Source organism: Dyadobacter sp. 676, from assembly GCF_040448675.1.
Taxonomy (GTDB): Bacteria; Bacteroidota; Bacteroidia; order Cytophagales; family Spirosomataceae; genus Dyadobacter.
Genome location: NZ_CP159289.1, coordinates 2,585,927 through 2,612,098, shown reverse-complemented (window position 1 = coordinate 2,612,098; position 26,172 = coordinate 2,585,927). Strand labels below are relative to the sequence as shown.

The window sequence follows — 26,172 nt, the reverse complement described above, 5'->3', positions numbered from 1 at the left end:
CACTATTTAAACAGATATGAAATGAGTTCTTCAATAGATTCTTCCGTAAAAATCACCAGGCCGTTTTCATCGGATACGGACAAGGACAAAGAAGGTTTGTTGCAGGACGCCGATCTGTACCGCGAAAAACTGGAAACACAATGGAGCGGGCTTAAAAAAGACGCCACGGAATATAGCAAGCAGGCGCTGGTCATCGGCGGGGTCGTTGTGACCACTTTCCTGGTCATGAATGCATTGCTGCCGAAAGGGAAAAAGAAAAAGGAAATTTTGGTGGAGCCGGTGAAGCCCGTGGAAAAGGAAGTCTCCAAAATCAAAACCCAGTCTGCGGTCGGACAAGCCGTTCAAAGTTTAGCCTGGACATTGGCTGTGGGATGGGCGCGCCAGAAGCTGAAACATTTTATTGAAGACGAACGTAAAACCGAATGAAAGCAGCGAAACATCAAATCGCAGACCTCCTTTCCGAACGCAAAGCAGAAAAAAGGAAATCGTTTGCTGTTCTCCTTGACCCGGATAAAATTAACCTTTCTACATTCCCGACATTCCTCGAATACGCGGCCGGGCATGGCGTTGATTTCTTTTTCGTAGGCGGAAGCCTCATTACCAACTATGCCATCGACAAGCTGATCGCCGCTATTCATGAGTATACCGACGTTCCCGCGATCCTTTTTCCCGGAAGCAGCCTGCATATAGAGCCTACCGCCGACGCTATTTTATTGCTGTCGCTCATTTCAGGCCGTAACCCCGAACTGTTGATCGGCCAGCATGTGATTGCTGCGCCATTATTGAAAAGAAGCGGCCTCGAAGTGTTGCCGACGGGCTACATGCTCATCGAAAGTGGTAAGCTCACGACCGTCTCCTACATCAGCAATACAACGCCGCTCCCTCGCGACAAGCCGGGCATTGTGGCATGTACGGCCCTTGCCGGTGAATACCTGGGCCTCAAAAATATTTTCCTCGATGCGGGTAGCGGTGCGCAGTTCCCGGTTCCCGGCGAAACCATCGCGGCCGTACGCGCGGCGGTCGACACGCCGATCATCGTAGGCGGAGGCATCGATTCCTACGAAAAAGCCGATGCCGCGCTGCATGCGGGCGCGGATGTGATCGTGGTAGGTAATGGTATCGAGGCCAACCAGGAACTGCTTCCCGAAATAGCCGCGTGTGTACGGGCTCACAACGAGAAATTGTTGAGCGTTTAGGGAGAATAGGGGAAATAATAGGATAAATTAAAGTGAATTAAGAATTTTCTAAGGAAATTTTAAGTTCTTGGAAAAATACAAACTTAAAATTTAGGAATATTCAAATCGATCCTATTACCTTTGTATCGAACCTTAATTACACCCAAGAAATGAAAAAATTCTTTGCATTTGCGTTTGTTGCCGGGATGGTAGCATTCGCTGCTTGTACTAGCAAACCTGCTGACGAATCAGCTGATACTACTGCTGTAACTGTTGAAACTCCTGCGGTTGATACAACTGCCGTTGACACAGCTGCTGCTGCTGCAACTGATACTGCTGCTGCTGATACTACTAAGAAGTAATCAGACGTACAAGTCGAAAATCTTGAAAAGCCCTATGAAAGTAGGGCTTTTCTTTTTTTATTCGGGTATGAAAAACGTGTCTTTGGCGTCGTATGTGCCGGATGGGGCGAGCGGGTATTGCCAGGAGTTGTATCGATCCCACCGGTTTGATTTTTCCCTCTCGCGCCCGCGGCGAACGCGCCTGGGCGATTTTACGGTAAAACCGGGCATGGTTCCCCGGATTACGGTCAATGCCAATCTGAATCCTTACAGCTTTCTGATTACTTACCTGCACGAGGTGGCGCATTGCGTTGTTCATTATAAATATAAAGGCCGCCGCAGGCGGGTGGCCCCGCATGGTGCCGAATGGAAACACGAGTTTCGCGAACTGCTGGTGCCGGTGATGCACGAAAGTATTTTCCCGGGAGACATTCTGGTGCATTTGCTTCGTTATGCTCAAAATCCCGCCGCGTCTACCGGCGGTGACCAGAAACTTTTTAACGCGCTCAGAAAATACGATGAGCAGGAATTGAATACCGGCAAAGTATGCCTGTTCCAACTGGACGAGGGTACAAATTTCGTTTTCCAGAACAGGACTTTTACACGCGGCACACTCAGGCGCACGCGTGTGCTTTGTACGGACAACGCCTCTCAGCGTCTTTACACGATCCCCGCTCATGCATTGGTTGAAGCATGCTGATGCCCCGAAACTAATGGCCCGTACAATACCAGGCTTTCTGGCATTGCTGGTTTCCTTTTTTTCCTATGCACAAAAATCGGTGTTGTCGGAAGGCCGGTGGTTTAAGCTGGCGGTGACGGAATCGGGGATTTACCGTGTCGATGCGGATTTGCTTTCCGAAATGGGTATCGATATCGCTTCCGTGCGCCCGTCGGGCATCCGCATCTATGGTAATGGCGGCGCAATGCTGCCGCAATCCAATAGGTCGGGATATGTGAATGCGTTGCAGGAAAACGCGATCTGGGTTAGTGGCGAAGACGACGGGAAGTTTGATAAAGGCGACGCCGTATACTTCTACGCGGAAGGCCCGCACCTGATTCAATACGATGCCGCGAAATCGGAACTCCGGCACCAGATCAATTACTACTCCGATTCAAGTTTCTATTTCCTCACTTTTACCGAAAGTAACGGGCTGAGAATAAAGCCCGGTGCCGGACTGGCCGTCACGGCCGCCAAAACAGTGAGCCAGTTCGACGACTACTGGTTTCACGAATCGGAATCTTCCAATACCCTTAAATCAGGCCGTGAATGGTGGGGCGAATATCTGGGTGGTTCGTCGGGTTTCGGCATAGATGTTGATATGCCCGGTGTCGTGCCGGCGTCGGATTTTAAGCTGAGGACGTCGGCCATAGGTGCCGCGCAGGTAGCGACGCGCTTTGTATGGCAGGTCAACGGAAATACGGCGGGCGAGGAGCCGATCGGAACAGTGAGCCCGGGTACTTACGATGTGAAGGCATTGCGGACCGCGAATACTTATATATTGAAAAACGCGCCGGCCTCCGGCAACTTTTCGATTCGGGTAACTTACCACAACAACGGTCAAAGCTCGGCCGAAGCCTACCTTGATTACATCGGCTTGCAGGTAAAGCGGGAGCTGAGGCATTATAAGGGCCAGCAGGTCTTTCGCTTTTTGCCGCAGCCTGACGACACCGTGCATTATCAATTTGCGGGTTCATCCGAAGGTTTCAACCTTTGGAATATCACCAATCCGCTCATTCCGCTGGTTATTTCACAAAAGGACGCTGCCGGAGCATTCTCCTGGATTTCCGGCGGCGCGAAAAATATTCAGAAGTACATTAGCTTTAAATGGGAGGACGCATTGCCGCCCGCCGCCTGGCAAAGTATCGCCAATCAGAACATCGCCGCCGCTCCCGCGCCCGATTTGCTTATCGTAACACCTCCCGCCTGGGCGGATGAGGCCAACCGCCTGGCGGGTTTCAGGAATACACATGACGGTCTCGACGTGCTTGTTGTTACGACCCACCAGATTTACAACGAATATGCCTCAGGAAGGCCCGATATTACCGCAATACGGGATTTCACCAGACAGCTTTATCGGAAGGAACCCGGCAAGTTGAAATACCTTTTACTGTTCGGTGATGCGACATACGACTACCGGAATTTGCTCAATCACCAGTCGGAAGCACAACGGGCGGCCTGGGTGCCGGTATACGAGAGCCGCGAGTCGCTGAACCCCGTTTATACCTATTCCTCCGACGACTATTTCGGTTTTATGGATGCCGCCGAGGGTGAATGGAACGAGAATACGGCCGGCGATCACACGGTCGATATAGGTATCGGAAGGTTACCCGTAAAATCCGCCGAGGAAGCGAAAATCGTGGTCGACAAGCTGATGCGTTACGAAAAATCCTTCGGGATATGGAAAAACACGGTCCGGTTCGTGGCCGACGACGGGGACGGGAATATTCACCAGCGCCACGCCGACCAGCTTGCCAACCTGATTCGGGGCCGGATGCTTTCGGCCAGATCGTTTATCGACGAAGTACCGCAGACCACGACCGATGCGGGGCAGAAAGCGCCCGCCATTAACAACGCCATTCGGAATGCGATCGATAACGGTACATTGATATTGAATTATACCGGGCACGGGGGCGTCAGCGGCTGGGCCGAAGAGCAGGTACTGACGCTGTCGGACATGCTTTCGAGCCGCGGAATGGATAATCTGCCTTTGTTGCTCACCGCAACCTGCGATTTCGGTCGTTACGACGACCCGGCCGTCGTGTCGGGGGCCGAGTTGATGGTGCTGAGCCCGAAAGGAGCGGCGATAGGGGCGATCAGTACCACCCGGCCCGTTTATTCGAGCACCAACTTTGCCTTGAACAAAGCATTTTATGAAGCGTTACTGAGTGCCAGGCCCGAACAGCGCGTGGGCGACTTTTTCGTTTACACGAAAAACAATGCGCTCGCCGGAAGCCTGAACCGCAATTTTACCCTGCTGGCGGATCCGTCGATGACGCTGGCGCCCGGCAGAAAAGGTATCCGATGGACAGCGAAGCCGGATACTTTACGTGCATTGCAAAAGCTGACGCTCAGTGCCGAGATTTTTGACCGGGGCACCGAAAAAGTTGACGCGGGTTTCAACGGCACGGCACGGCTGGTGATTTACGACAAGCCGATTGAATTCCGTACGTTGGGTAATGGAGGGGATGCTGAAACATATACAGAGTTTAGAAGCAAGCTTTTCGATGGTAATGTGTCGGTGAAAAACGGGCGTTTGCAATGTACGCTGCAGATGCCGAAGGACATCGATTATCGCACAGGCACAGGCAGGGTGAGCGTTTACGCCGTGAACGCCGACAGTACCCAAGACGCCTCGGGGCAGCTGGCGGTGACCGTGGGCGGAAGCGCGGTCCAGCAAACGGATTCCGTTCCGCCAAAGCTTGCCGGTTATCTGAATACCCCTGCCTTCCGCGACGGGGACACCGTTGAGCCATCGTCGTTGCTGGTGTTGCGCATAAGCGATGAGAGCGGGATCAGTATTTCGAAAGCGGGAATCGGCCACGACATTACGATGACTTTGAACGATACGCTTACCGTCGTCCTGAACGACTATTATGTAGCGGATCTGGATAATTATCAGGCGGGTACGATCAATTATCCTTTGAATAACCTTCCGGCCGGTAAATATATTGTCCGCGTAAAAGTATGGGATACATATACTAACTTCTCCGAAATAGCGTTCGGGTTTCTAGTGGGCCCGGCCAAGGGAATACGACTCAACACCTTTAATATTTATCCCAATCCATTTCAGAAAGACCTTACGCTGGAACTTGGTCACAATCGGGTAAATGATGACGTAGAATTAATTTTTAATATATTGCTTGTCAATGGGCAACCTTTGGGTACTTACAAAAAGCTCTATTATAATAGCGAGCCGGTTATCAGGGAAATGTGGGACATGACGCCGCTGCTGCGGAAGATACCGTTTGGTGAACCGCTCGTTTACCAGTTACGGATCAGATCGTTAAAAGACAATTCTTCGGATCGGAAAGCCGGGAGACTTGTCCGAAATCCTTAGGATAATAAAACTTATCAAATTTTTAGTAAAAACTATCTTTCATTGTATTTTTGACCCTTTAAAGAAGCTGATACAAAGCACTTCCTATCGCAAATCCAATTTCTATGAAACTTTTTTTTGTTACATTATCCTCACTATTCTTTTTAACATCAGGTACGCTTTTCGCCCAGCTGGATTCTACGAGAAGAATTCCGGCATCGCCACTTTCCTTTCTGACATTTGCCCCTGATGCGAGAAGTGCAGGGTTAGGAGAAGCCGGTGTTGCGCTCAGCCCCGATGCAAATGCGAGTTACTGGAATGCGGCGAAGCTTCCTTACAACACGAAAGACTTTGGAATTTCAGCATCTTACACCCCTTGGCTGCGTTACCTGGTCGACGATATGTGGCTCGGCTATCTTACGGCCTACAAGAAATTGGGCGACCGCCAGGCTGTTGCGCTTTCGTTCAATTATTTCAATAATGGGGAACTGGATTTGCGGAATGCGACGGGTGACAACGTCGGTTACTTCAACTCCCGCGAATTTGCAATAAACGGAACATACTCGCGCCAGCTGGGAAGAAACTTCTCGATGGGGTTGACGTTGAAGTACATCTCCTCGAACCTGGCCGGAAATGCGGTGGTAAACAACGTTTCTTTGAGCCCTGCCCGTGTGGCTGCGGGCGATATCAGCGCTTACTATAAAAAGGAATTCAAGAACGAAGATACCGGCAGCGAGTTGGTATGGTCGCTGGGTGCGGTACTTTCCAACCTCGGCGGTAAGATCAACTACGGTTCGGGCTCGGAAACCGAAAACTTTATCCCGACTACCCTGAAAATCGGTACCGGATTGTCCTACACAGGTGACGGAAGGAACCGTTTCAATTTCATCATCGATTTCAGCAAACTCATGGTGCCGACTCCCGATGGTAAGACCAATATCAATACCAAACCATTGCTGAAAGGCGTGTTCGGTTCTTTCTCCGATGCTCCGGACGGGTTCAAGGAGGAAATCCAGGAGGTGGCTATCGCAACGGGGCTCGAATACTGGTATAACAATATCTTCGCTTTGAGAGCGGGTTATTTCGGGGAAAATAAAAACAAAGGCGACCGTCGCTTTTTTACCGCCGGTGCGGGTATTCGTTTCGCGGATCAATATGCCGTCGACTTCGCATACATGTTCCCGACTACTCAGGGAAGCCCGCTGGCACAAACATTGCGTATCACATTGTCGCTCGCATTGAACAAAGCAGAGAAGCTAGACGTGAGCGATAGCGAAAACTAAGCACTGCCAGAAATTTAATTTTTTCAGGACGAATGGCGTTATTGCAACGTCATTCGTTTTTTTATACTCATTGCTGCCCATGTTGCCGGACCGTACCATTGCCCCCGATTTCAAAGTCATTCAAACCGTAAATCTGCCAGACCCTCAAACTTACACGCTGGATAATGGCCTGGCGGTGCATGTGATCAATATCGGAGAGCAGCCGGTTGTACGCCTGGAATGCATTTTCGAAGCAGGCAGCTGGTACGAGAGAGAGGTGGCGGCATCGTATTTCGCGATCAAAATGTTGCCGGAAGGGGCCGGCGGGATGACATCGCAGGAAATCAGCGAGGCTTTCGACCGCCTGGGCGCATTTACCGAAATGACCCACACCCCTGACCGCGTCGGCGTCGTGGTGTATTGCCTGTCGCGCTTTTTGCCGGACGTATTGCCGGTTGTCCAAAAGCTGATCGGCAGCCCGAGATTTCCCGAAAAGGAATTTCAGGAGCTAAAAAATATTACCCTTCAGAACTTGAAGGTAAACAAGGAAAAGACCGCTTACCTGGCTACCACGGAGTTCAGGGCACGCCTTTTTGGGAATGAACATCCTTACGGGCAGAGTCAGAGCGAGAAGGGAATCGAAGCGTTGGGAATCGATGCTGTGAAGGCACATTACGAGCGTTTTATAAAGAATAGCAAATTCACGGTAGTGCTCGCGGGACAGGTCTCGGAGGCGGATGTCCGGCTCATTAACGCAACATTGGGCCAGGGCGCCGTTAGCACAGGCGGTACTGCGGTATCCTATGCGCCTTCGGGCGTTTATCAGGGACAGGAGGCGGTAGTGGAGAGGCAGGAGAGCGTTCAATCGTCCATCCGGATGGGCCGCGTGCTTTTTAACCGCCAGCATCCCGACTATTTCAGAATGCTCGTCACGAATGAAATCCTGGGCGGCTATTTCGGATCGAGGCTGATGAAGAATATCCGCGAAGAAAAAGGACTTACCTACGGCATTTCGTCACATTTGGCGACGTTGCGTAACGAGGGATATCTCATGATCGGGACGGATGTGAAGAAGGAGTTTACACAGCAAACGATCGACGAAATCAAAAAGGAGATTCGCCGGCTGCAAACCGAGCCGGTAGGTGCCGGGGAATTGCAGACTGTAAAAAGCTTTATGGCCGGTGAATTCGCGGGATCGTTGAATACCGCGTTTGAGGTCGCCGACCGCCGCAAAATATTACTGCTGGACAACCTGCCCGCCGATTTTTTCAATCAATATATCGACCGCATCCACGCCACGACAGCCGAAGAAGTGATGGAAATGGCTAACCGCTATTTGAGTCCCGACGATATGCTGACGGTCGTCGCCGGGGGAAAATAGCTATCCGCTTTCGTTCGGGAACGTTTCACTGCGATCGTGCGCTTTGCGGGCAAACTATATTCTACGCACAGATCGGCCCGCTTCTCCCGTAATAAAGCCCGGTATTGTCGTGCAGCCGGAGGTCGCGGCGAAACCAGAAAAGGGTGATTCTTCTGTCGTTTTTACGCTCATGAGATTTGAAATCGGAGCCCCTGGCTCCTGTTGATGTGAAGTCGGCTACGAATCATTACCACCTTCCGATTTTTTCGTCCCAAAAAACCTGCGTCTTTAATATGTGTCGGCCTCCGAAGAATGGATCGTGAAGTCGTATCTTTACGGCAGTGGTGATTTAATCCAATTAATGTTGTACAAAATCCTGCCAACGCAATCTTAACTTTACCTGTATCCATGAAATTACAACTCACGATCCTGTTCAGCCTGATTTATTTGACTGCCTTTGCACAAAAGAATGCCGACAAACAAGAATGGAAGCAGCTCTTCAACGGAAAGAATCTGGACGGCTGGGATATCAAAATCCGTGGCTACAAACTGAACGACAACTACAACAACACCTTTCGGGTAGAAGATGGGAAAATGGTGGTGCGGTACGATCAATACGACGATTTTGCACAAAAATACGGCCATATTTTCTATAAAGGCGATTTCTCCTACTACCGCATTGCCGTCGAATACCGTTTCGTGGGAGAGCAGGCGCCCAAGGGCGAGGGCTGGGCGTGGCGTAACAGCGGCATTATGGTGCACGGACAGCCGGCTGCCACGATGGGCAAGGACCAGGATTTTCCTGCGTCGATCGAGGTTCAGTTGCTGGGCGGGAACGGAAAAACGCGCACTACCTGCAACCTCTGTACGCCCGGTACGAATGTGGTGATGGATGGTAAGCTGATCACACAGCATTGCGTAAATTCAAAATCGAAAACTTACGATGGCGATCAATGGGTACGCGCCGAAGTGCTCGTGCTGGGCGATTCACTGATCCGGCATTTTGCCAATGGAGAAATGGTGCTCGAATACAATAAGCCGCAGCTAGGGGGCGGCAACGTCAGTGGCGACACCGATCCCAACATTAAAATTGCCGGCAAGCTCCTCGATCACGGTTCGATTTCGCTGCAAAGCGAAAGCCATCCCGTCGAATTCAGGAAGGTTGAAATATTGGACCTGAAAGGCTGTATGGATCCGAAAGCGACCAATTACAAGTCGTACTATGTGAAGGCGGATAATAGTAAGTGTAGCTACGGGAAGAAGAAGTAAGCGAGTCAGCCGTTAGTTTGAACAAACACGAAAGATGTCAGTCTGAGCGAAGTCGAAGACAGTCCGCACAGCGAATACTGTGCACCGCCCTTCGACTACGCCCAGACTGACATTTGTTTTACAATCTTACAATTTCCGCGCCGATTGCGTTGAGACGAGTGTCGATATTCTGGTAACCGCGGTCGATTTGCTCGATATTGTCGATAATGCTCACGCCTTTGGCCGACATCGCTGCGATGAGCAATGCTACCCCCGCACGAATGTCGGGTGATGTCATACGGATACCGCGGAGTTGCGTCTCGCGGTTATGGCCGATTACCGTTGCGCGGTGCGGATCGCAAAGGATAATCTGCGCGCCCATCTCGATCAGTTTGTCTACAAAGAACAGGCGGCTTTCGAACATTTTCTGATGGATGAGCACCGTTCCCTGCGCTTGCGTAGCCGTCACGAGCACGATACTCAGCAAGTCGGGCGTGAAACCGGGCCATGGGGCGTCGGCTACTGACAAAGTGGAGCCGTCGAGGTAGTTTTCGATGCGGTAGCGCTCTTGCGCGGGAATGAAAATATCATCGCCGCGGAACTCCATTTGGATACCCAATCTTTTGAAAACATCGGGAATAATGCCCAGCTCGGGGATGTGGCAGTCTTTAATGGTGATCTCCGATTGCGTCATCGCGGCTAGACCGATAAAGCTACCGATCTCGATCATGTCTGGCAGCATGGTATGCTCGGTCCCGCCGAGTTCGCTTACTCCTTCCACAACGAGCAGGTTCGATGCGATGCCGGATATTTTGGCGCCCATGCGGTTCAGCATTTTACAAAGCTGCTGCAAATAAGGCTCGCAAGCCGCATTATAAATAGTGGTAGTGCCTTCGGCCATTACCGCTGCCATCAATACGTTGGCCGTACCGGTTACCGATGCCTCGTCCAGAAGCATGTAAGTGCCTTTCAGATTGGCCGCGTCGACACGGTAAAAACCCCCATCTTCTTCATCATAGCTGAACTCCGCACCCAGTTTCTCGAAGCCCAAAAAGTGCGTATCGAGTCTTCTGCGGCCTATTTTGTCGCCACCGGGGCGGGGAATGCGTCCTTTGCGGAAACGCGCCAGCATAGGCCCCAGCAGCATCACCGACCCACGCAATGCGGCGGCTTTCTGACGGAACGAATCCGATTCCAGGTAGTCAAGGTTGATATCGTCGGCTTCGAAACGGATGGAGGTCTCGCTCAGGCGGGTGCGGCGTACGCCGAGGTCGCCCAGGAGGTTAATCAGCTGGTTTACGTCGCGGATATTGGGGATGTTATGGATCGTTACCGGCTCTTTGGTCAACAGCACGGCGCAGATGATCTGCAACGCTTCGTTTTTGGCGCCTTGCGGCACGATTTCACCCTTGAGACGACGATCCCCGGTAATTTTGAATGATGCCATAAAGATTTTGGGCAGTTGAGACTGTATAAAATGAAAACCCGGAGCTTACATTCCAGGTTTTTTGCGGTTGTTATTTCGGTTGTTGCCGCTCCGGTTAGAGAATTTGTTCCGGTTGCGGTTTTGATTGCCCTGGTTATTGCCGCTTTGTCTGTCGGAATTGTGGCTTTGCTGGGCTTTGAAGTTGCCGCCCATCTGGTTCACACGGTTGCGTTCCTGGTTGTTGTTGCGGTCTTTCGGTGCAGCTTCAATAGGCCCCGACTTGCGGATGTAGTCGATCTCCTCTTTCAAACGGCCCTTGCTGAGCTGTTCGAGCTGGCTGAGTAGAACGTTGTCTTCGGGGTTATCCTTGTTCCATGCATTGAAAAACGAACGCATCAGGCGAAATATGTAGGAAACGAATGCGAGGCGGTCTTCGGGATTCTCGGTCTGCGATGCCTTTTCCAGCAGCAATTCGATATTGCGGCCGTAATGGCGGAACGTCAGGTTTTGCTGGTTATAATCAACCCGGAGCGGCTTTTTGCCGAGCGCCTCTTTGGACGGAGGCGGGAAAGGACTATCGACGTCCAACTGGAAACCGGAAATAATGTACAGGTCGTCCCACAGTTTGTTGGTATAATCCTGGTTATCCCGCATGTTGGGGTGTATCTGGCGCATAAGCTCGACCAGGATGTGCGCGTAGAGTGTGCGCTTGGCCTTATCCTCGATCTTGACGATGTGGTCGGCAAGTTTTTGTACGTTACTACCGTATTCTTTCAATGGGATATCTTTTTTTATAATGGACAAAAATAATAAGTTTTTGTGGAAACAAAATGAGGTATAGCGGTAAAACAGGCATTCCACGGGCTTGTTCAAGGGCTGTATTGCAAATGTCCGCGCGCGCAGCTGAACGGGAATGCCGGGTTGCCCGCACCTTCCACAGTGCCGATGGTGTAGTGGTAAAGTCCGGCCGGAAGTGTTCCGGGATGCCAGAACCACTCGTTCCGGCCGGTATGACAATGTAACAGTTTCCTGAAAACCGTCGTTCCCGCCGTGTTCGTGACCACCAGGTCGAGTCCGGCGCCGCCCGGCCCGTCGTTTTGAATGATGAACCTAAACCATTGTCCCGAGGGATTGGGAGAGACGGATACGCTAAGCTGCCCGTTTCGTGCCGGTACCTGAAAGCGAATCTGGTAAGGCGCCGCCGAATGGCCGGTATAATCGCGGCACTGGACAGTCAGCAGGTATGTGCCGGGGGATAAGGTGGTTTGAAAAATAATTTCATAGAACTTTCCATTTACATTCATTCCTCTTGCATTTCGAAGCGGTATGCGCACATCCGTACATCCTTCGCATTGCTTTTTGAACCAGACAGCCAGCATTGCGGTATCGTTTTCGACGACCGGAAGCTGACCGTCGAAAATGCGGATACGGACCGCCGGGTTTGAGGAAACCATGTCGCCGTTTACGAGCTCCCTTTCGTCGATAAACACCTGCATGATCGGGGAAAGGTCTTCTTTGCTTGAATAAGTGGCGGTATCCGGGAGCAGGGACGGGAAAATGCGAATGGCCGGGTCGCCGTGGAGTGTCATTTGCTGTACAGTTATGCTGTCCAAAATGCCGGGATTACGTGCCAGGTTCCGCCGGATCGCTTCCTGCCGGATCATGCCGAATGGCTTGCTTGTGAATGCGGAATCGGCCAGGACTTCGTAGAAGATTTCGGTGTAGCGTTTCAAGGCGGTCGACGGGCCATTGAAAGTGTGTGCCAAAAAGAGTATGGCTCCGCTCTCAGGCGCGAAAATCCAGTCGCCGCTTAATGTTTGGGTTGAATAAAAAATACTGCCCGCCGCACAGCCATTCACGATTACCGCCGGATAACGCGGATGGTTACGGTAATTCCGCGCGGGATCGGTTGCACGGCCGATATCGATGTCGGTCACATCCGTGGAGGAATGGCCGAATATGGTGACAAGGGCCAGGCCTTCATTAACCTGTTTATCGATTTGGACCGGCTCGACCGCGTTATCCGTCAGCTTTGAAATTGTGGCGACATTAACCGCAAGCGGCGAATTGGCAAGTTTCCTTTCGAATGACTGGGCGTAGGATTTGAACACATTCAATTCATCCTTCGACCTTCCTCCGCTTAAATGCAATATTTGTTTCCGCCAGGCCGCTCTTGCAGGTTCCGCCTCCATGGCCTGTACTTTGCGCAGGTAGTCGAGCAGTTGTTGGGAGCTCAATGCATTAATGCGGCCAATCGGAACGAGCGGATTGAAATCGCCTTTTTTAGTAGCCAATGCGATGTCCGAACCCGGCCAGCCTGCATTCGGTACCATATCTGTTTGCCATGAATCTTTCATTTTACGCGCTTTCTGAGGATCGGTCGACCTGCCGGCCAGCAATACGAATTTCAAATTGCCTTCGCCGTGCAGCCACCGGATCACATTCCGGATGCCCTGCGGACCGGGTTGGCCGGCATTGAACTGGTCATAAAGTTCATGGCTGTAAACGATCGCCGTTTTATACCCGCCGCCATCGCCGGAAGCACGATAATGTGCATACTCCGCGACCGCGTCGACCCGGCCCACGGGTACGCGCATGAGCGGGTGCGTAATGACGAGGTATTCGGTCCCGGGATCGATCCGTGAAAATTTCACAATGCGCGGACGCGCGATATGCATAGGTTCGGGCGCAGCGCGCGGTCCTGCCTGCGGATAGCGAATGCGTGCATACGAGACCGACACGTGCCCGCCTACGGGCAGGAGCGTTAATGTCAGCAGTCCGGTTTCATCGAAATCTTCCAGGTGTATTTTAAATGAAATTGCCCTGGTTTCCCGGCCGTTAATGCTCGAATCCGCTAATTTTCGCTTCAAGCTTTGCGCACTGCCAAGCCATACCGCAAATGAATGCACGCCCGGCGTCCAGCCTGCGACGAGTATTTTACACTCGATATCCGATCGCTTTTCGCGGAAGAGCCTATCGGTTTTAAGGGCAATTTCAAAAGGCGTATGTTCGGCCGTTTCAGGACCCGTCCAGCCCTCGCCCTCATCATAGGCGGTGAGTAGCGAGCCGGTTTCATAGCCGCTTTCCGAGGGGAAGAACCCGCCCGGAAGGTAATGGGAGGTAAAAAGCTGCGTGGGCTCTTCCCAATGGAATGCCGAGCTGTCGATAATGGTGCCGGAAGCAGGGAACGTCGTTCTTAGTCCATGTTTGTTGTTTTGCCAGGTGAGGAAGTAGGCGGTGGTGTCGGAGTAAAGGTTATAGTAATGATGTGGCATGGCGTCGGGTCTGGTATAAAGCGCCGTATCCGCATAGCCGTCATTCTTTTTACCTGAAAATAAAATGTGCCCATCGCGGCCTAACGTGCCCGATGGTCCGCCCGTGACTTCGATGGGTACCTCCATGCCATGTTCAAACAACCGAATGCCCGGTGCCCATATCGAATCAACGGGGATGCCTTCGCGGGCGAGTTCGGCGGCGGTAATTTTGTAAACGCCCGATTCCGCCACCGGGATGCGCAGGTAAGTCTGCCCGTAATCGATCCATTCGTTGCCGTAGCGTTCCTGTGCGTTGCTTTCAAAGCAGCAAAGGAGGAGTAGGGTGAGTGTAAAAATCCTTGTCATCGTCTAATTTTTGATGCACAAGGTCAGTCTTGCTAGGATCGTGGGGCTATTCCCGTTGCTTGCGGATGTACAGGTTCATGGAAAACGAATACAGATGATCGTTATCAGTACCATGAAATTCTGAACTCCGCAATTCCCAATCGTTCGGGTCGAATGCGGGAAAATAAGCGTCGCCTGCTACTTGTGCGTGTACAATGGTCAGATACAGTCTATCGGCCAGCGGGAGCATTTGCCTGAAAATACTCTCACCGCCCAATATGAATACGTCGGTTTCATCGGAAAGTAACGCAATAGCTTCGGAAATATCTTTGGCATATTCCACATGCGGCTTCCCCTGCGCGGGCGGGCGGGAGGTAATGATCACATTCCGGTATTCCGAATGCAGCGCGTCGGGCGCCTCGAAACTCTTTCTGCCCATAATGAATGCCTTCCCCGCAGTGACTTTGCGGAAATGCGCCCATTCATCGGGCAAATGCCACGGTAAGTGATTGTTCAGTCCGATCACATGATTTTCGGCCATCGCCGCGATGATATATAATTGCAGTTTCATATTTAATGATCATTTTTTCTCTTTCTTTCTTTCTCTATCTATCTATCTCCGTCGGTTAAAACCGACGGCAAAAGATAGTCTATTACCGTCGGTTTTAGCCGACGGAGTATAGCGAAGAGTATTAATTCGGTTGCGGCTTATAGTAGCACATAAATTTTAACCGATCACCATTTAAATTGACCATTCATCCCAACACCGGTATTTTTTTAACATGGTACCTTGCATCACAAAGTACCTGTGTATACCTTTGTATTGTTAGAAGTATAAATTCTATCTGTTAGCCATGAACATATTCATTTAAAATTAACTCATGAAACCACATGAATATTGAAAATGCCCAAGTGCAGATGCGGAAGGGAATTTTGGAATTCTGCATCCTGCACATCATATCCCGGGGCGAAGTGTATGCTTCGGATATGTTGGATGAACTCACGTCCGCTCACATCATGGTGGTGGAAGGCACATTATACCCTCTTCTTACCAGGTTAAAGAACTCAGGCTGGCTGGATTATAAATGGGTGGAGTCGTCTTCGGGCCCTCCCAGGAAATACTATGTTTTGACGGATGAGGGGAAGGTCTTTCTGGACGCGATGCAGGCTACATGGTTCGAGCTCGCCGATTCGGTGCAAACCGTGATTAAACGCACAGAAGAGTTGAGCAAAACGGCTTCAAGCAACCTTCCTGACCCTAACTGATCACTCAAAGACATTCGATTATTTCAATCATGAAAAAGACAATCAGCATAAATATAGGCGGCATTATCTTCCATATCGAGGAAGATGGCTACGAGAAACTGAAAGGTTACCTTGCCTCTATCCAGAAATACTTTTCTTCGTTCGCGGATAGCAAAGAGATCCTTTCGGACATTGAGGGCAGGATTGCGGAGCGGTTTTTGAACAAACAAAAAATAGAGAATAAGCAGGTAATTTCACTTTCCGACGTCGACGAGCTGATCGCCGCAATGGGTACCGTGGCCGACTTCGAAGCGATCGAACAAGCCGAGGATATTCTGGCCGATCCGCTGGAAACTGCGTCCGCGCAAACCGCCACACCCAGGCCGGAAGCCTACGCAGCAACGCCGAATGCCCCTAAAACGGAACCTGCAAGGCCCGGCGCACCCCGAAAACTTTACAGAGACCTGCGCAGAAAGCTCCTGGGCGGCGTAGCGGCTGGTCTTGCGCATTATTTTGCGATCGACGCCATTTGGGTAAGGCTTGCCTTTCTCTTCGCGGTGATCGGGCTGCCGGCCGGCTCGGGTATGCTGGATATGAACGCCGAAGAGGTGTTCGGACCTATTTCGGGATTTACCGTGCTGGTTTACATTGCCATGTGGGTAGCATTCCCCGGATCGACGACGCTTGAAGAAGACGCGCATATCAAGAAATTCTACCGCGATCCCGACCGTAAGGTAGTAGGTGGTGTGGCTGCCGGAGTGGCGTCTTATTTCGGGGTCGACCTGGGTGTGGTACGTTTTCTGTGGGTATTATCGATCCTGCTATTCGGAACGGGCTTTCTGATTTACATCGTGTTGTGGGTAATTGCCCCGAATGCGAATACACTTACCGAAAAAATGGAAATGCAGGGGGGAGCCTATTACCCTCTCCAATATTGAGTCGAATATCAAACAAAGTCTCAATTTGGAAGAAAGAGGGGGAGAAGAGCATATCGTTACCAAAATATTGTTATTGCCTTTTCGCGCCATCGGGCTGGTAGTGGCTGCGTTGGGGAGATTGTTGAAAGGGCTGGGGCCTATTGTGCGGGTGTTGATCGGCGCGTTTCTGATCGGGACGGCAGCGCTCGGGTTACTGGGTCTGGTGATCGCCGGCGGGGTTGCGCTTGGCCTTACCAGCGCCGGAGTGTTCGACGACCTGCCGCTTCCTGTCCTGATTTACCAGGAGCTGCCCGAAATACTGATATTCTCAGGAATCCTGGTAGCCGCCATCCCGCTGGTAACCTTTCTCTTGCTGGGTTTGACACTGGTTTCCAATAAAAGGATCGTAGGCGGGAGCGTTTGGCTCACGTTGCTGGGACTCTGGATCGTGGGCGTCATCGGTGCCACCGTCGGCGGGGTTTCCTACCAGAGAAATTTTGCAAAAAGGGGCGAGGTAACCGAAACGAGCTATTACGCTGTTCCCCGCGGGACGCTGACTTTGGATTACAACTATATCTATGACGAAGAAAATATCGACGTGGACGTAAGACTGGCGGGGATCAGCGCCGGGGACAGTATCAAGCTTGAAAAAACATTGCAGGCAAGAGGCCGTTCCAGGGAAGATGCGGAAAAGAATGCGAAGAATATCCATTATAACCCGCAGCTCCGCGATTCCGTTTTCGTGTTCACCGAAGGTCCGGTGCTTTCGGGCCGCACGCGGTTCCGCGACCAGCATATCGATCTGACGTTGCATATTCCTTACGATAAGCCTTTTGCTATGAAAAGGGACTTCTACCACCAGTTGAACAACTGGGAAAGCAACCAGCAAAACATCAAAAGATATGACCTGAGCAATGCCGACGATATTACCTGGAACAAGCTGATATGGGTAATGCGCCGTGATTCGGGACTGGTTTGTACGAACATCCCGTTGAAATATATCCGCAGCGAAAGCGGCGACGATAACAACGACGGGTACTCTTTCGAATATAACGACAACAGCGATCTCGAACTCGGCGAGCGCGGCAGTTACAGCAAGCAATTCCCGGTTTCGGATTTCAGGAAAGTGGACATCGGCGGCGCGTACTCGATTATCATCCGCCAGGGCGCCGAATACAACGTAACGGCCGATTCGGACAATCAGGAAAATATAGACGATATTAAGGTAGTGGTGGAAGACGGCGTGCTGAGGGTGAAACGGGCCCGAGACATCAACCTCTTCGACCACCAGGAATGGCAGCGTGTAGGTATCGTGATCACCATGCCGACGATCGAGAACCTTTCGCTTTCGGGAGCCAATAAAACGCTGGTAACAGAGTTCAAGGATTTGCAAAAACTGAACGTCGAGGTTTCGGGTGCTTCCAAATCGGAACTGAATGTGTTCACGGATCAGTTGACCGTCAATATTTCCGGTGCTTCGAAGGCTACACTGAGAGGTTCGGCCAGGTCGGCCAAGCTGGATGCCCACGGGGCCTGCAAGCTGACGGCCACCGAAATGACCATCGAGAATGCAGATGTGAATGCCTCCGGCGCCTCGAAAGTGGAACTGAGCCACGTACCTAACCTGACCCGGCACGCCAGCGGAGCGAGCAAGATCAACATGCAGTAATAATTTGAATGCCGGTGCAACTTCGCCGGCATTCCTGCCATCTTTTAGAAAATCTAACTTGTTGAACCATGAAAAGAACGCAACTACTTCTCATTGCAGCCCTTTTGATTACCGCATTGTCGTGCCGTGTATCCGCGCAGGAGACGCGTAAATTCTCAGTCTCGGGCTTTAACAAGCTTGCCATGGGCAGCGCATTTAAAATAGATGTGAAGCAGGGAGGCAGTTTCAGCGTGACAGCCACCGGTCGCTCCGAGGACCTCGATGATATGGAATCGTCCGTGAAAGGCGGTACCCTGCATTTGGGTTACAAAAGCAATGGCTGGAACAAGAACCGGAAGACCGTCGAGATCAGTATTACCATGCCGGAGCTCGAAGGTGTCGACTTCTCCGGTGCTTCCAAAGCCAATGTCGCCCGTTTCAGTGGCGTGAAAAGTATGGACATCGAAGTTTCGGGCGCATCGCAGGTGACCATGAGCGTCGCAGCGCCGAAAGTGACCGTTGATCTTTCGGGCGCGTCGTCGCTGACGCTTACCGGTGAGGGCGACGTTCTTACCGGGGACGTTTCGGGCGCATCGTCTCTCAAAGGCCGCGACTTCTCGGCCAAAACCGTCAATATCGACGCCTCAGGGGCCAGCAGCGCGGCGGTACTCGCCAGCAACACCGTCAATGCCGAGGCCAGCGGTGCCAGCAGCATCCGCTATTCAGGTAGCGCCAGGGATATCCATTCGAGCACTTCCGGCGCGAGTTCGGTTAAGAGAGAATAAAGAGAATCATTTTAATATTCACCATGAACTACAAATAAGGCCTGCGGTTGCGGGCCTTATTTGTTGATATTTCATCCTTAAAGGACGGGAGATTACCGGCAGCCTCCGTATTTATAGGTTAGCTTCGTGAAACCCGAGTTTACGCCGTTGTCATTATTCCAGGATTCAGACCGCGTAGCTGGGTAGTTGCCGGCATTGTAAGTGTAGGTAAAGTTAATTGTTGCTATCAGGGGTGTTTGCGTCTCCCAACTTGTAGTCTCGATTTTTACGGGATTATTGACCTCGTCACGCCGCTGACGGTTTTGAGGGGTTCCACCTAAAAACCATGGGGTTGGAATTCCTTTGAAAGTAATTGGGATTGAATTCTCAGGCCTGGGACTATCGTCGTACCAATATTGGTACTGTGACATTTTCTTTCCATTTCTGCTTATTTCAATCAAAGTGAGATTGCCTTTCTGGTCATATGTAAATTCCTGAACACCTCCGTTCGAACTTGTTATCTTCTTTGTTAACCCGACTTTAAGCTCGAAAATCTCGGTGTAAGGGCCATACTGGTCGGTTCCTGTGATTGAGGTAATTAGCCCGTTCTCATAGTTAGTCACCGAATTCCAACCGGTTGATTCTGTAAAATGAACTGCCTTCAACAGACCTTGCGGATCATATTGGTAAGTCCTTTACTGTTAAGCGTGGTGGAAATAGTGCCTATATTACTGGTTATGTAGGAAACGGTCTGATTAAAATCCACTTCTTTTAACGTGCCATTCTCGTATTTGAAGTCTGTTATTTCGGAAGTCTCGGTACGGAGCTTTTTAGTCCGGTATTGAAGGAAAAAAATATTGTCAGTCTCCGATTGCCGGTCGGTAACGTCTTGTCTGACTATCTGTGTGAGATAGCCGCTATTATAGTTGTATGTGGACTGATCGGAATCGGTGCTGGTGTACGTTTCCAGATTTGCTACGGTATCACGTTGTTTGAAAGTTCTCAGTGACGCTGTCTTTGTTGGATAGAGGTCGCTGGTTTGGTCAATGTTATAATCGTCGGTATATACAGTTTTAACAGCGCCGTTATGAACTTCCTGAACCAGGAGATATCCGAGATAGGTGCACGAAGGCTGAGGAGGGTGGTCTTGCAGGGAGCAAGAGCTGGCAACCAGGAAAACAAACAGAGTTTTTGCGTAGAGCTTCAAATTTTTCATAGTGTGATTGATACATTGATTAAAGTAAGTGAAATCAAGGTGACTCCGAATACTTCCGACAATTTGGGATAAATCAGTTTCTTTTACAACTTGCATCACTCAACACGCATTACCGACATCACACATGAGCAAAAAATATCTACTTTCCGTTGCGTTGTGCCTGACAATCTTTCAACACTTTGCGCTGGGACAAGGCCGGTCCAAATTCGGGGGGGCGTTATACCAATCCTTTCGGCGTGTTGAGCGTGACGGCAGGCGTGGGAGTGGCCTATTACATGGGCGACCTGAACGACGGTGTAAATGTAAAACACCTCGGGCTCGGACCTTCCATTTCGCTCGGCGTCGCATACCGGCTCACCGAGCATGTGAGCGCGCGCGGGGAACTGCGTTTCTACCAGGTTTCGGCGGATCAGAAGTATTCCAAAAACTATCAGAACAACCTTTCATTCAAGACATTCAACCCGGATATTAACCTTGGTTTACAGGCTGATCTGTTTGCCTATAACAAGCATGCGCCCGTTAACCCGTACCTTTTCGGAGGCGTGGGTGCGACGTATTTGAATCCCAAAGCGAAGCTCGATGGTGTGTGGTACAGCCTGCCGCCGCTTACTACCGAAGGGGTAAAGTACAAACGGATGCCACTGGTGTTCACGGCCGGAATCGGCGTTTCGATCAAGGCGGGGGAAAGGCTGAGCCTGGGCCTTGAACTTTGTAACAACTTCCTCAATTCCGATTACCTCGACGACGTGAGCACGGTGTACCCCCATCCCGACCAGCTACCGAGCGATATCGCGCGCCTGTTATCCGATCGTTCGTATGAGATCGGGGAGCCGTTGCGCCAGCCGGGCTGGAACCGGGGAAGTGCCAAAAGCAAGGACAGCTACCTGTTTTTTCAGGTTCGGGCGGCCTATTCGATCGGCAACCGGGCCCAGAACATCGAGCGGAGAAAGACACGCTGCCCCAAATTTTAATTCTTTTTCATACTAAAATGCTGAAACCGAAAAAGCCCCATCAATCCGAAGTAACCATGACCGAAATGGTGCTTCCCAACGACACCAATACACTCAATAACCTGATGGGAGGCAGGCTGCTGCACTGGATGGACATTTGCGCGGCCATTTCGGCACAAAAACATTCCAACCGCATCGTCGTGACGGCCTCGGTAGATAATGTGTCTTTTTCGGAGCCGATCCGGCTGGGGAACATCGTAACCATGCGGGCCAAGGTAACGCGGGCTTTTAATTCTTCGATGGAAGTGTTTATCGAAGTTTGGGCCGAGGATATTCCGGCCGGTCAGCGGGTAAGTACCAATCGCGCATTCTACACTTTTGTGGCTGTTGATCAGAACGGCCGCCCTATCGAAGTGCCGCCTCTGGATCCTGAAACGGCCGAGGAAAAAGAACTGTATCTGAGCGCCCTTCGTCGTCGTCAGCTGCGGCTTGTGCTGGCCGGGCGTTTGAATGCGGCCGAAGCGACGGAACTGAAAGCGCTTTTTAACGTCGGATAAGTCGGTAGGCACGGCATTATTTGGTAATTTTGCGGCATTAACTCTTGTCACTTATGCCCAAACAAATCATATTTTCGGATAAAGCACCGGCCCCCATTGGCCCTTACAGCCAGGCTGTTAAAATAAATGGTACTGTTTATGTTTCGGGTCAGATCGCCGCAGAACTGGCGAAGTCCGGGGATATTAAGGCCGAGGCGGGAATGGTTATGCAAAATATCGGGCATATTCTGGGAGCGGCCGGACTGGGTTTCCAGCACGTGGTAAAAGCCAGCATTTTCCTCCGCGATATGAACGACTTCACGGCGGTGAATGAAATCTATGGCAGCTTTTTTACGAAAGAACCTCCCGCCCGCGAGACCGTACAGGTGGCGCGCCTGCCGAAAGATGTGAACGTCGAAATTTCCGTGATTGCGGTTGAGTGACGGCGGTTATGGTCATGTGTAGTCAGGTATGGTCATGTGTAGTCAGCAGGTCAAGTGCTGAATGGAGAGAGAATTTGATGAGAATACCAAACAACAAGTGACAATCCATGACAACACCTGACAATCCATGACAACACCTGACAATGCATGACCGCGATGACAGTACCGAACCATTGAACTTAATTTTTTGAATAATGAATAATAGACCTGTCAGGGTACGATTTGCGCCTAGTCCCACCGGTCCGCTCCATGCGGGCGGTGTGCGTACGGCCCTGTATAATTACCTGTTTGCACGCCAGCAAGGTGGCCAGATGCTGCTGCGCATTGAGGATACCGACCAGAACCGCTACGTTCCGGGCGCGGAAGCATATATTCTGGAAGCACTCGAATGGCTGGGCATCGGTATCGACGAAGGCCCGCACCAAGGCGGCCCGCATGCCCCTTACCGGCAATCGGAGAGGAAAGAAATGTACCGCGAATATGCGGAAAGGCTCGTTCAGGAAGGGAAGGCGTATTACGCTTTTGATACCCCCGAGCAGTTGGACGATATGCGTAAGCGCCTGGAAGCGGCAAAAGTTGCGGCTGTTCAGTATAATGCGATTACCCGTATGGAAATGACCAACTCGTTGACATTGTCGGCAGAAGAAACAAAGTCGCGGCTAAAAAGCGGAGATCCTTATGTGATCCGGATGAAGATTCAGCCCAAAGAAGACATTCGTTTCAATGACCTGATACGCGGGTGGGTAGTAGTACATTCGTCGCAGATCGACGATAAGGTGCTTTTGAAATCCGATGGAATGCCTACTTACCATTTGGCGAATATCGTAGACGACCACCTGATGGGCATTACCCACGTGATCCGCGGGGAGGAGTGGCTGCCCTCGGCGCCATTGCATGTGCTGCTGTACCGCTATTTCGGCTGGGAAAGCACTATGCCGCAGTTCGCACATTTGCCGCTGCTGCTCAAACCCGACGGCAACGGCAAGCTCTCGAAACGCGACGCCGACCTGGGCGGCTTCCCGATCTTTCCGTTGGAATGGACCGACCCGAACACCGGCGAGAAGGCCCGCGGCTTCCGCGAAGAAGGCTATTTGCCCGGAGCCACCGCCAACTTCCTGGCATTGCTCGGCTGGAATGCAGGCACCGAGCAGGAGATTTTCAGTATGGACGAACTCATCGCCGCATTCAGCTTCGACCGCGTGCACAAGGCGGGTGCGAGGTTCGATATCCAGAAAGCGAACTGGTTCAACCAGCAATATCTGAAACAGCTGGACGACGCGGCGATGATTGGGGAACTGAAACCGCTGTATGCGGCGAAGGGTATCGATGTAAATCATGATCAGCTCGTGCAAATCGTACATTTGCTGAAAGACCGTGTACATTTTATCAAGGAAATCGTATCCGAGTCGCTGTTTTTATTCGAATCGCCGGAGGTTTACGACCCGGAAGTCGTATTAAAGAAATGGAGCGAGGAAGCGGTGAATGCGATCGGTGCCTTTAAAGATGCATTGACCGGCTTCGAGGGTAATTTCGTGGCACACGACATCAAGGAAGTGCTTTCGGCGTCGATGGATGCTGCCGGGATCAAGATGGGTAAAATCATGCAGGCGTTGCGCCTGGCGGTGACCGGTGCGGGCGCTGGTCCGGATTTAATGGTCATCATGGAAATACTCGGAAAAGACGAGGTTGTGAGGAGGCTTGAAACTGCGCTGAGCCGTTTGTCAGCGCAAATAAGGCTGGCTTAGACCGGGCCGACCGCAGGATCAAAAACAATTGGCACCCCGGGGATCATTGCATATTTTCGTAATAAGTGAATAACGGGCCGCGTAGCGGACCATTGGCATCAAACACATGGCTAAGAAAAAACAGTCGGAAACATCCAGGCCGGCCCCTGAAAAACCACGCGTGCACAAGGACCTGGAAGGATTTGATATCCAGATCAACTCGTTCGGTGAAATCACAACGAGCTTCGATATGGACCGTATCAATGAATTTTTGAATAAAAATGTGGATGATAAAAAGCTCCGCGACCGGGAAGATATCCCCGGCCGTAAAACCCGGAAATCGAAAAGGAAGGCTTCCGAGGAGGAAGAAGAAGAGGAGGAATAGCGGGGCCGACCACGCAGTTTGTTTTTGATCAACCTTTAAAACCTTTTACGAAAAAATGATCTCACACGAAATCGATTACAAAATCATCGGCGACGATATCCAGGTGGTGGAAATCGAGCTGGACCCGAACGAAACCGTGATTGCGGAGGCTGGGGCCATGCTTTTCATGGAAGACGGCATTCAGTTCGAAACCAAGATGGGCGACGGCTCGGAAGCGAACCAGAGCATTATGGGCAAGATTTTCCAGGCAGGAAGCCGCTTGCTTACCGGCGAGTCGCTGTTTATGACGCATTTTACCAATCGTGGCGTTGGAAAAAAGAAAGTGGCATTCTCGGCACCTTACCCCGGCACGATCATGCCGATCGACCTTTCCAAAATTTACAGCAACGAGCTGATCGTACAGAAAGATGGTTTCCTTTGCGCGGCAATGGGTACCAGCATGAAAATCCATTTCAACCAGCGCTTCGGGTCCGGCTTGTTTGGCGGAGAAGGCTTCATCCTCCAAAAGCTGAAAGGCGACGGGATGGCATTCGTGCACGCGGGCGGCGTGGTAATGGAGAGGCAGCTGAACAACGAAACCCTAAGGATCGATACCGGCTGCGTGGTGGCATTCGAGCAATCGCTGAGTTTCGATATCCAACGCTCGGGCGGCCTGAAATCGATGGTATTCGGTGGGGAAGGAATGTTCCTGGCTACTTTGCGCGGAACAGGCCGTTGCTGGATCCAGTCGATGCCGATTTCCAAACTGATCCAGCGGCTTTCGGTTTACGGGCCCAATGCCCGCAAAGAAAGCGGTTCGGTAATCGGAGGGTTGGGTAGTTTGTTTGAAGATTAATCTCAACCGGCATATCAATGGAAAGGCGAGCTTTAACCGGCCCGCCTTTCGTTTTTTATTTCAAAATATAAATGCCCTTGCCCGTTCCCAGCCATATTTCCCCGGCAGGACTTTGCCCGAAGGCGAATATGCCGTCGCTTTCGTCGAGGTCTTTGAGTTCCCATTTCCCGTTTTGGAACACACCGTATTCCCTGTCATTTGAAAATGATGCCCAAATGCGGTTGTCGCGGTCAACGAAAATGCGGCGGGTCATATATATTACCTTGTCTTCCTCGGGGAGGTTAATTACACTGGCCGATTGTCCGTTGAACCGGAACATTTGCGGCCGCCCGGTGACCATCGTGCTCGAAAGGCCGTAATTGATCGAGGCCAGCAATTGGTTTTGTTTGTCGGTAACGATATTTCCAAAATAATAGGGCGTAAAACCGAATTCCTTTGCCCCGAAAATATCCCATTTGCCATTCCTGATCCGGGCTATCGACGTGGTGGAGACGCCGTCGTTAAATGCGGCCCAAACCGTATTTTCCCGATCGATCGCGATACCGGCGATGAGGTTGCCCGGCAACGCCGAGTTTTCGGGCGTAAACGTGCTGAAATGCTGCCCATCGTATTTCACGAGCCCGCCTTGGCGGAATGCCCCGGCCGAAAACCAGATATAACCGGCCCCGTCGATAGCTACCGACTGGACTGGATTTCGCGGCAGGTTGTATTGCCCCGAGCCGTACCGGGTAAATCTCGAACCGTCATATTTTACAAGATCGTCGGTGCCGAGCCAGATATTTCCTTTTTGATCGACTTCGATATCCCAGATCGCCGCCTTATTTAAAATGGAGTTGGTGGAATCAAAAACGGTGATACTTGTACCGCTGTATCGGATCAATCCTTGACCGAGGGTTCCCAGCCAGGCTGTGCCGGAAGCGTCAAAAGCGATGGAGATAATATGATAATCTTGCAACCGGGCATCCGAAACTTCGAGTGGAACGGGGCTATCGGTGTCTTTTTTGCATGCATTCAGCAATGTCAGGAAGAACAGAAAGAGTAGCAATCTTTTCATAGGACCG

26 protein-coding genes are annotated in these 26,172 nt (G+C 51.2%); 18 read left to right on the top strand and 8 right to left on the bottom strand.

Annotated elements, in window-relative coordinates; translation table 11 throughout:
* The first annotated feature begins 21 nt into the window (after positions 1-21).
* The 7 genes from ABV298_RS11655 (at position 22) to ABV298_RS11625 (ending at position 8,196) form a co-directional block, all read left to right on the top strand.
* Positions 22-426, top strand: coding sequence for a hypothetical protein (locus ABV298_RS11655; protein ID WP_353722274.1), 405 nt, complete (start codon positions 22-24; stop codon positions 424-426).
* Positions 423-1,196, top strand: coding sequence for a geranylgeranylglyceryl/heptaprenylglyceryl phosphate synthase (locus ABV298_RS11650; RefSeq protein WP_353722273.1), 774 nt, complete (start codon positions 423-425; stop codon positions 1,194-1,196). The genes ABV298_RS11655 and ABV298_RS11650 overlap by 4 nt, the downstream gene beginning before the upstream one ends.
* A 149-nt stretch (positions 1,197-1,345) precedes the next feature.
* Positions 1,346-1,537, top strand: a complete 192-nt coding sequence (locus tag ABV298_RS11645) for a hypothetical protein (RefSeq protein WP_223401799.1) — start codon at positions 1,346-1,348, stop codon at positions 1,535-1,537.
* 34 nt (positions 1,538-1,571) lie between these two features.
* Positions 1,572-2,216, top strand: a complete 645-nt coding sequence (locus ABV298_RS11640; protein WP_353722272.1) for a hypothetical protein — start codon at positions 1,572-1,574, stop codon at positions 2,214-2,216.
* A 13-nt stretch (positions 2,217-2,229) separates the two neighbouring features.
* Entirely contained in the window at positions 2,230-5,574 is a 3,345-nt protein-coding gene (gene porU / locus ABV298_RS11635) for a type IX secretion system sortase PorU (RefSeq protein WP_353722271.1), read from the top strand.
* A gap of 104 nt (positions 5,575-5,678) precedes the next feature.
* A complete protein-coding gene (gene porV, locus ABV298_RS11630) occupies positions 5,679-6,836 on the top strand; it encodes a type IX secretion system outer membrane channel protein PorV (protein ID WP_353722270.1) in 1,158 nt (385 codons plus the stop codon).
* 79 nt (positions 6,837-6,915) lie between these two features.
* Positions 6,916-8,196 carry a pitrilysin family protein gene (locus ABV298_RS11625; protein WP_353722269.1) on the top strand — a complete coding sequence of 427 codons (1,281 nt, stop codon included), beginning with the start codon at positions 6,916-6,918 and terminating at the stop codon, positions 8,194-8,196.
* Positions 8,197-8,257: 61 nt separating this feature from the next.
* Here the strand turns inward: ABV298_RS11625 and ABV298_RS11620 are convergent, their stop codons facing one another.
* Complete coding sequence (locus tag ABV298_RS11620) at positions 8,258-8,344, bottom strand: deoxyribodipyrimidine photo-lyase (protein ID WP_353723173.1); 87 nt, start codon at positions 8,342-8,344, stop codon at positions 8,258-8,260.
* Positions 8,345-8,583: 239 nt separating this feature from the next.
* On the opposite strand from ABV298_RS11620, the gene ABV298_RS11615 reads away from it, so the two are divergent.
* Positions 8,584-9,444, top strand: coding sequence for a DUF1080 domain-containing protein (locus ABV298_RS11615; RefSeq protein WP_353722268.1), 861 nt, complete (start codon positions 8,584-8,586; stop codon positions 9,442-9,444).
* A gap of 118 nt (positions 9,445-9,562) precedes the next feature.
* On the opposite strand, the gene murA is transcribed toward ABV298_RS11615, so the two are convergent.
* The 4 genes from murA to ABV298_RS11595 form a co-directional block, all read right to left on the bottom strand.
* Entirely contained in the window at positions 9,563-10,870 is a 1,308-nt protein-coding gene (murA, locus tag ABV298_RS11610; protein WP_353722267.1) for a UDP-N-acetylglucosamine 1-carboxyvinyltransferase, read from the bottom strand.
* Positions 10,871-10,915: 45 nt separating this feature from the next.
* Entirely contained in the window at positions 10,916-11,653 is a 738-nt protein-coding gene (locus ABV298_RS11605) for a DUF4290 domain-containing protein (RefSeq protein WP_353722266.1), read from the bottom strand.
* Positions 11,654-11,718: 65 nt separating this feature from the next.
* The gene (locus ABV298_RS11600; RefSeq protein ID WP_353722265.1) at positions 11,719-14,469 is read right to left on the bottom strand and encodes a C25 family cysteine peptidase; all 2,751 of its coding nucleotides are present in this window, start codon (positions 14,467-14,469) and stop codon (positions 11,719-11,721) included.
* Positions 14,470-14,515: 46 nt separating this feature from the next.
* Positions 14,516-15,019, bottom strand: a complete 504-nt coding sequence (locus ABV298_RS11595; RefSeq protein ID WP_353722264.1) for a dihydrofolate reductase — start codon at positions 15,017-15,019, stop codon at positions 14,516-14,518.
* A gap of 320 nt (positions 15,020-15,339) precedes the next feature.
* Between ABV298_RS11595 and ABV298_RS11590 the strand changes: the two genes are divergently transcribed.
* The 4 genes from ABV298_RS11590 to ABV298_RS11575 all read left to right on the top strand — a co-directional run bounded on the left by ABV298_RS11590 (position 15,340) and on the right by ABV298_RS11575 (position 19,043).
* Positions 15,340-15,714: a PadR family transcriptional regulator gene (locus ABV298_RS11590; RefSeq protein ID WP_090151757.1), complete on the top strand. Its 375-nt coding sequence runs from the start codon at positions 15,340-15,342 to the stop codon at positions 15,712-15,714.
* 29 nt (positions 15,715-15,743) lie between these two features.
* Positions 15,744-16,631 carry a PspC domain-containing protein gene (locus tag ABV298_RS11585; RefSeq protein ID WP_353722263.1) on the top strand — a complete coding sequence of 296 codons (888 nt, stop codon included), beginning with the start codon at positions 15,744-15,746 and terminating at the stop codon, positions 16,629-16,631.
* 25 nt (positions 16,632-16,656) lie between these two features.
* Positions 16,657-18,279, top strand: coding sequence for a DUF2807 domain-containing protein (locus ABV298_RS11580; protein WP_353722262.1), 1,623 nt, complete (start codon positions 16,657-16,659; stop codon positions 18,277-18,279).
* A 68-nt stretch (positions 18,280-18,347) separates the two neighbouring features.
* Complete coding sequence (locus ABV298_RS11575; protein ID WP_353722261.1) at positions 18,348-19,043, top strand: head GIN domain-containing protein; 696 nt, start codon at positions 18,348-18,350, stop codon at positions 19,041-19,043.
* A 92-nt stretch (positions 19,044-19,135) separates the two neighbouring features.
* Here the strand turns inward: ABV298_RS11575 and ABV298_RS11570 are convergent, their stop codons facing one another.
* On the bottom strand, positions 19,136-19,687 hold the full coding sequence (locus ABV298_RS11570; RefSeq protein WP_353722260.1) for a hypothetical protein: 552 nt from the start codon (positions 19,685-19,687) through the stop codon (positions 19,136-19,138).
* Complete coding sequence (locus tag ABV298_RS11565) at positions 19,684-20,238, bottom strand: hypothetical protein (RefSeq protein ID WP_353722259.1); 555 nt, start codon at positions 20,236-20,238, stop codon at positions 19,684-19,686. Before ABV298_RS11565 ends, ABV298_RS11570 begins: the two co-directional genes overlap by 4 nt.
* Before the next feature lie 179 nt (positions 20,239-20,417).
* On the opposite strand from ABV298_RS11565, the gene ABV298_RS11560 reads away from it, so the two are divergent.
* The 6 genes from ABV298_RS11560 to ABV298_RS11535 all read left to right on the top strand — a co-directional run bounded on the left by ABV298_RS11560 (position 20,418) and on the right by ABV298_RS11535 (position 25,111).
* Positions 20,418-21,209: an outer membrane beta-barrel protein gene (locus ABV298_RS11560; RefSeq protein ID WP_353722258.1), complete on the top strand. Its 792-nt coding sequence runs from the start codon at positions 20,418-20,420 to the stop codon at positions 21,207-21,209.
* 17 nt (positions 21,210-21,226) lie between these two features.
* Positions 21,227-21,745, top strand: a complete 519-nt coding sequence (locus ABV298_RS11555; RefSeq protein ID WP_353722257.1) for an acyl-CoA thioesterase — start codon at positions 21,227-21,229, stop codon at positions 21,743-21,745.
* Between the two features lie 53 nt (positions 21,746-21,798).
* A complete protein-coding gene (locus ABV298_RS11550; protein ID WP_353722256.1) occupies positions 21,799-22,167 on the top strand; it encodes a Rid family detoxifying hydrolase in 369 nt (122 codons plus the stop codon).
* A 194-nt stretch (positions 22,168-22,361) separates the two neighbouring features.
* On the top strand, positions 22,362-23,912 hold the full coding sequence (gltX, locus tag ABV298_RS11545) for a glutamate--tRNA ligase (RefSeq protein WP_353722255.1): 1,551 nt from the start codon (positions 22,362-22,364) through the stop codon (positions 23,910-23,912).
* A 106-nt stretch (positions 23,913-24,018) separates the two neighbouring features.
* The gene (locus tag ABV298_RS11540) at positions 24,019-24,276 is read left to right on the top strand and encodes a hypothetical protein (RefSeq protein WP_353722254.1); all 258 of its coding nucleotides are present in this window, start codon (positions 24,019-24,021) and stop codon (positions 24,274-24,276) included.
* Between the two features lie 55 nt (positions 24,277-24,331).
* Positions 24,332-25,111, top strand: coding sequence for a TIGR00266 family protein (locus tag ABV298_RS11535; RefSeq protein ID WP_353722253.1), 780 nt, complete (start codon positions 24,332-24,334; stop codon positions 25,109-25,111).
* A gap of 55 nt (positions 25,112-25,166) precedes the next feature.
* On the opposite strand, the gene ABV298_RS11530 is transcribed toward ABV298_RS11535, so the two are convergent.
* Positions 25,167-26,165, bottom strand: coding sequence for a two-component regulator propeller domain-containing protein (locus tag ABV298_RS11530; RefSeq protein ID WP_353722252.1), 999 nt, complete (start codon positions 26,163-26,165; stop codon positions 25,167-25,169).
* Between the last annotated feature and the right edge of the window lie 7 nt (positions 26,166-26,172).

Excerpts from the sequence above, each read along its gene's own strand:
- gltX (WP_353722255.1), top strand. The coding sequence starts at position 22,362 with ATGAATAATAGACCTGTCAGGGTACGATTTGCGCCTAGTCCCACCGGT.
- ABV298_RS11590 (WP_090151757.1), top strand. The coding sequence starts at position 15,340 with ATGAATATTGAAAATGCCCAAGTGCAGATGCGGAAGGGAATTTTGGAA.
- ABV298_RS11615 (WP_353722268.1), top strand. The coding sequence starts at position 8,584 with ATGAAATTACAACTCACGATCCTGTTCAGCCTGATTTATTTGACTGCC.
- ABV298_RS11540 (WP_353722254.1), top strand. The coding sequence starts at position 24,019 with ATGGCTAAGAAAAAACAGTCGGAAACATCCAGGCCGGCCCCTGAAAAA.
- porU (WP_353722271.1), top strand. The coding sequence starts at position 2,230 with ATGGCCCGTACAATACCAGGCTTTCTGGCATTGCTGGTTTCCTTTTTT.
- ABV298_RS11645 (WP_223401799.1), top strand. The coding sequence starts at position 1,346 with ATGAAAAAATTCTTTGCATTTGCGTTTGTTGCCGGGATGGTAGCATTC.
- ABV298_RS11575 (WP_353722261.1), top strand. The coding sequence starts at position 18,348 with ATGAAAAGAACGCAACTACTTCTCATTGCAGCCCTTTTGATTACCGCA.
- ABV298_RS11550 (WP_353722256.1), top strand. The coding sequence starts at position 21,799 with ATGCCCAAACAAATCATATTTTCGGATAAAGCACCGGCCCCCATTGGC.
- ABV298_RS11530 (WP_353722252.1), bottom strand. The coding sequence starts at position 26,165 with ATGAAAAGATTGCTACTCTTTCTGTTCTTCCTGACATTGCTGAATGCA.
- murA (WP_353722267.1), bottom strand. The coding sequence starts at position 10,870 with ATGGCATCATTCAAAATTACCGGGGATCGTCGTCTCAAGGGTGAAATC.
- porV (WP_353722270.1), top strand. The coding sequence starts at position 5,679 with ATGAAACTTTTTTTTGTTACATTATCCTCACTATTCTTTTTAACATCA.
- ABV298_RS11625 (WP_353722269.1), top strand. The coding sequence starts at position 6,916 with ATGTTGCCGGACCGTACCATTGCCCCCGATTTCAAAGTCATTCAAACC.
- ABV298_RS11535 (WP_353722253.1), top strand. The coding sequence starts at position 24,332 with ATGATCTCACACGAAATCGATTACAAAATCATCGGCGACGATATCCAG.
- ABV298_RS11555 (WP_353722257.1), top strand. The coding sequence starts at position 21,227 with ATGCTGAAACCGAAAAAGCCCCATCAATCCGAAGTAACCATGACCGAA.
- ABV298_RS11655 (WP_353722274.1), top strand. The coding sequence starts at position 22 with ATGAGTTCTTCAATAGATTCTTCCGTAAAAATCACCAGGCCGTTTTCA.
- ABV298_RS11595 (WP_353722264.1), bottom strand. The coding sequence starts at position 15,019 with ATGAAACTGCAATTATATATCATCGCGGCGATGGCCGAAAATCATGTG.
- ABV298_RS11600 (WP_353722265.1), bottom strand. The coding sequence starts at position 14,469 with ATGACAAGGATTTTTACACTCACCCTACTCCTCCTTTGCTGCTTTGAA.
- ABV298_RS11640 (WP_353722272.1), top strand. The coding sequence starts at position 1,572 with ATGAAAGTAGGGCTTTTCTTTTTTTATTCGGGTATGAAAAACGTGTCT.
- ABV298_RS11565 (WP_353722259.1), bottom strand. The coding sequence starts at position 20,238 with ATGAAAAATTTGAAGCTCTACGCAAAAACTCTGTTTGTTTTCCTGGTT.
- ABV298_RS11585 (WP_353722263.1), top strand. The coding sequence starts at position 15,744 with ATGAAAAAGACAATCAGCATAAATATAGGCGGCATTATCTTCCATATC.
- ABV298_RS11650 (WP_353722273.1), top strand. The coding sequence starts at position 423 with ATGAAAGCAGCGAAACATCAAATCGCAGACCTCCTTTCCGAACGCAAA.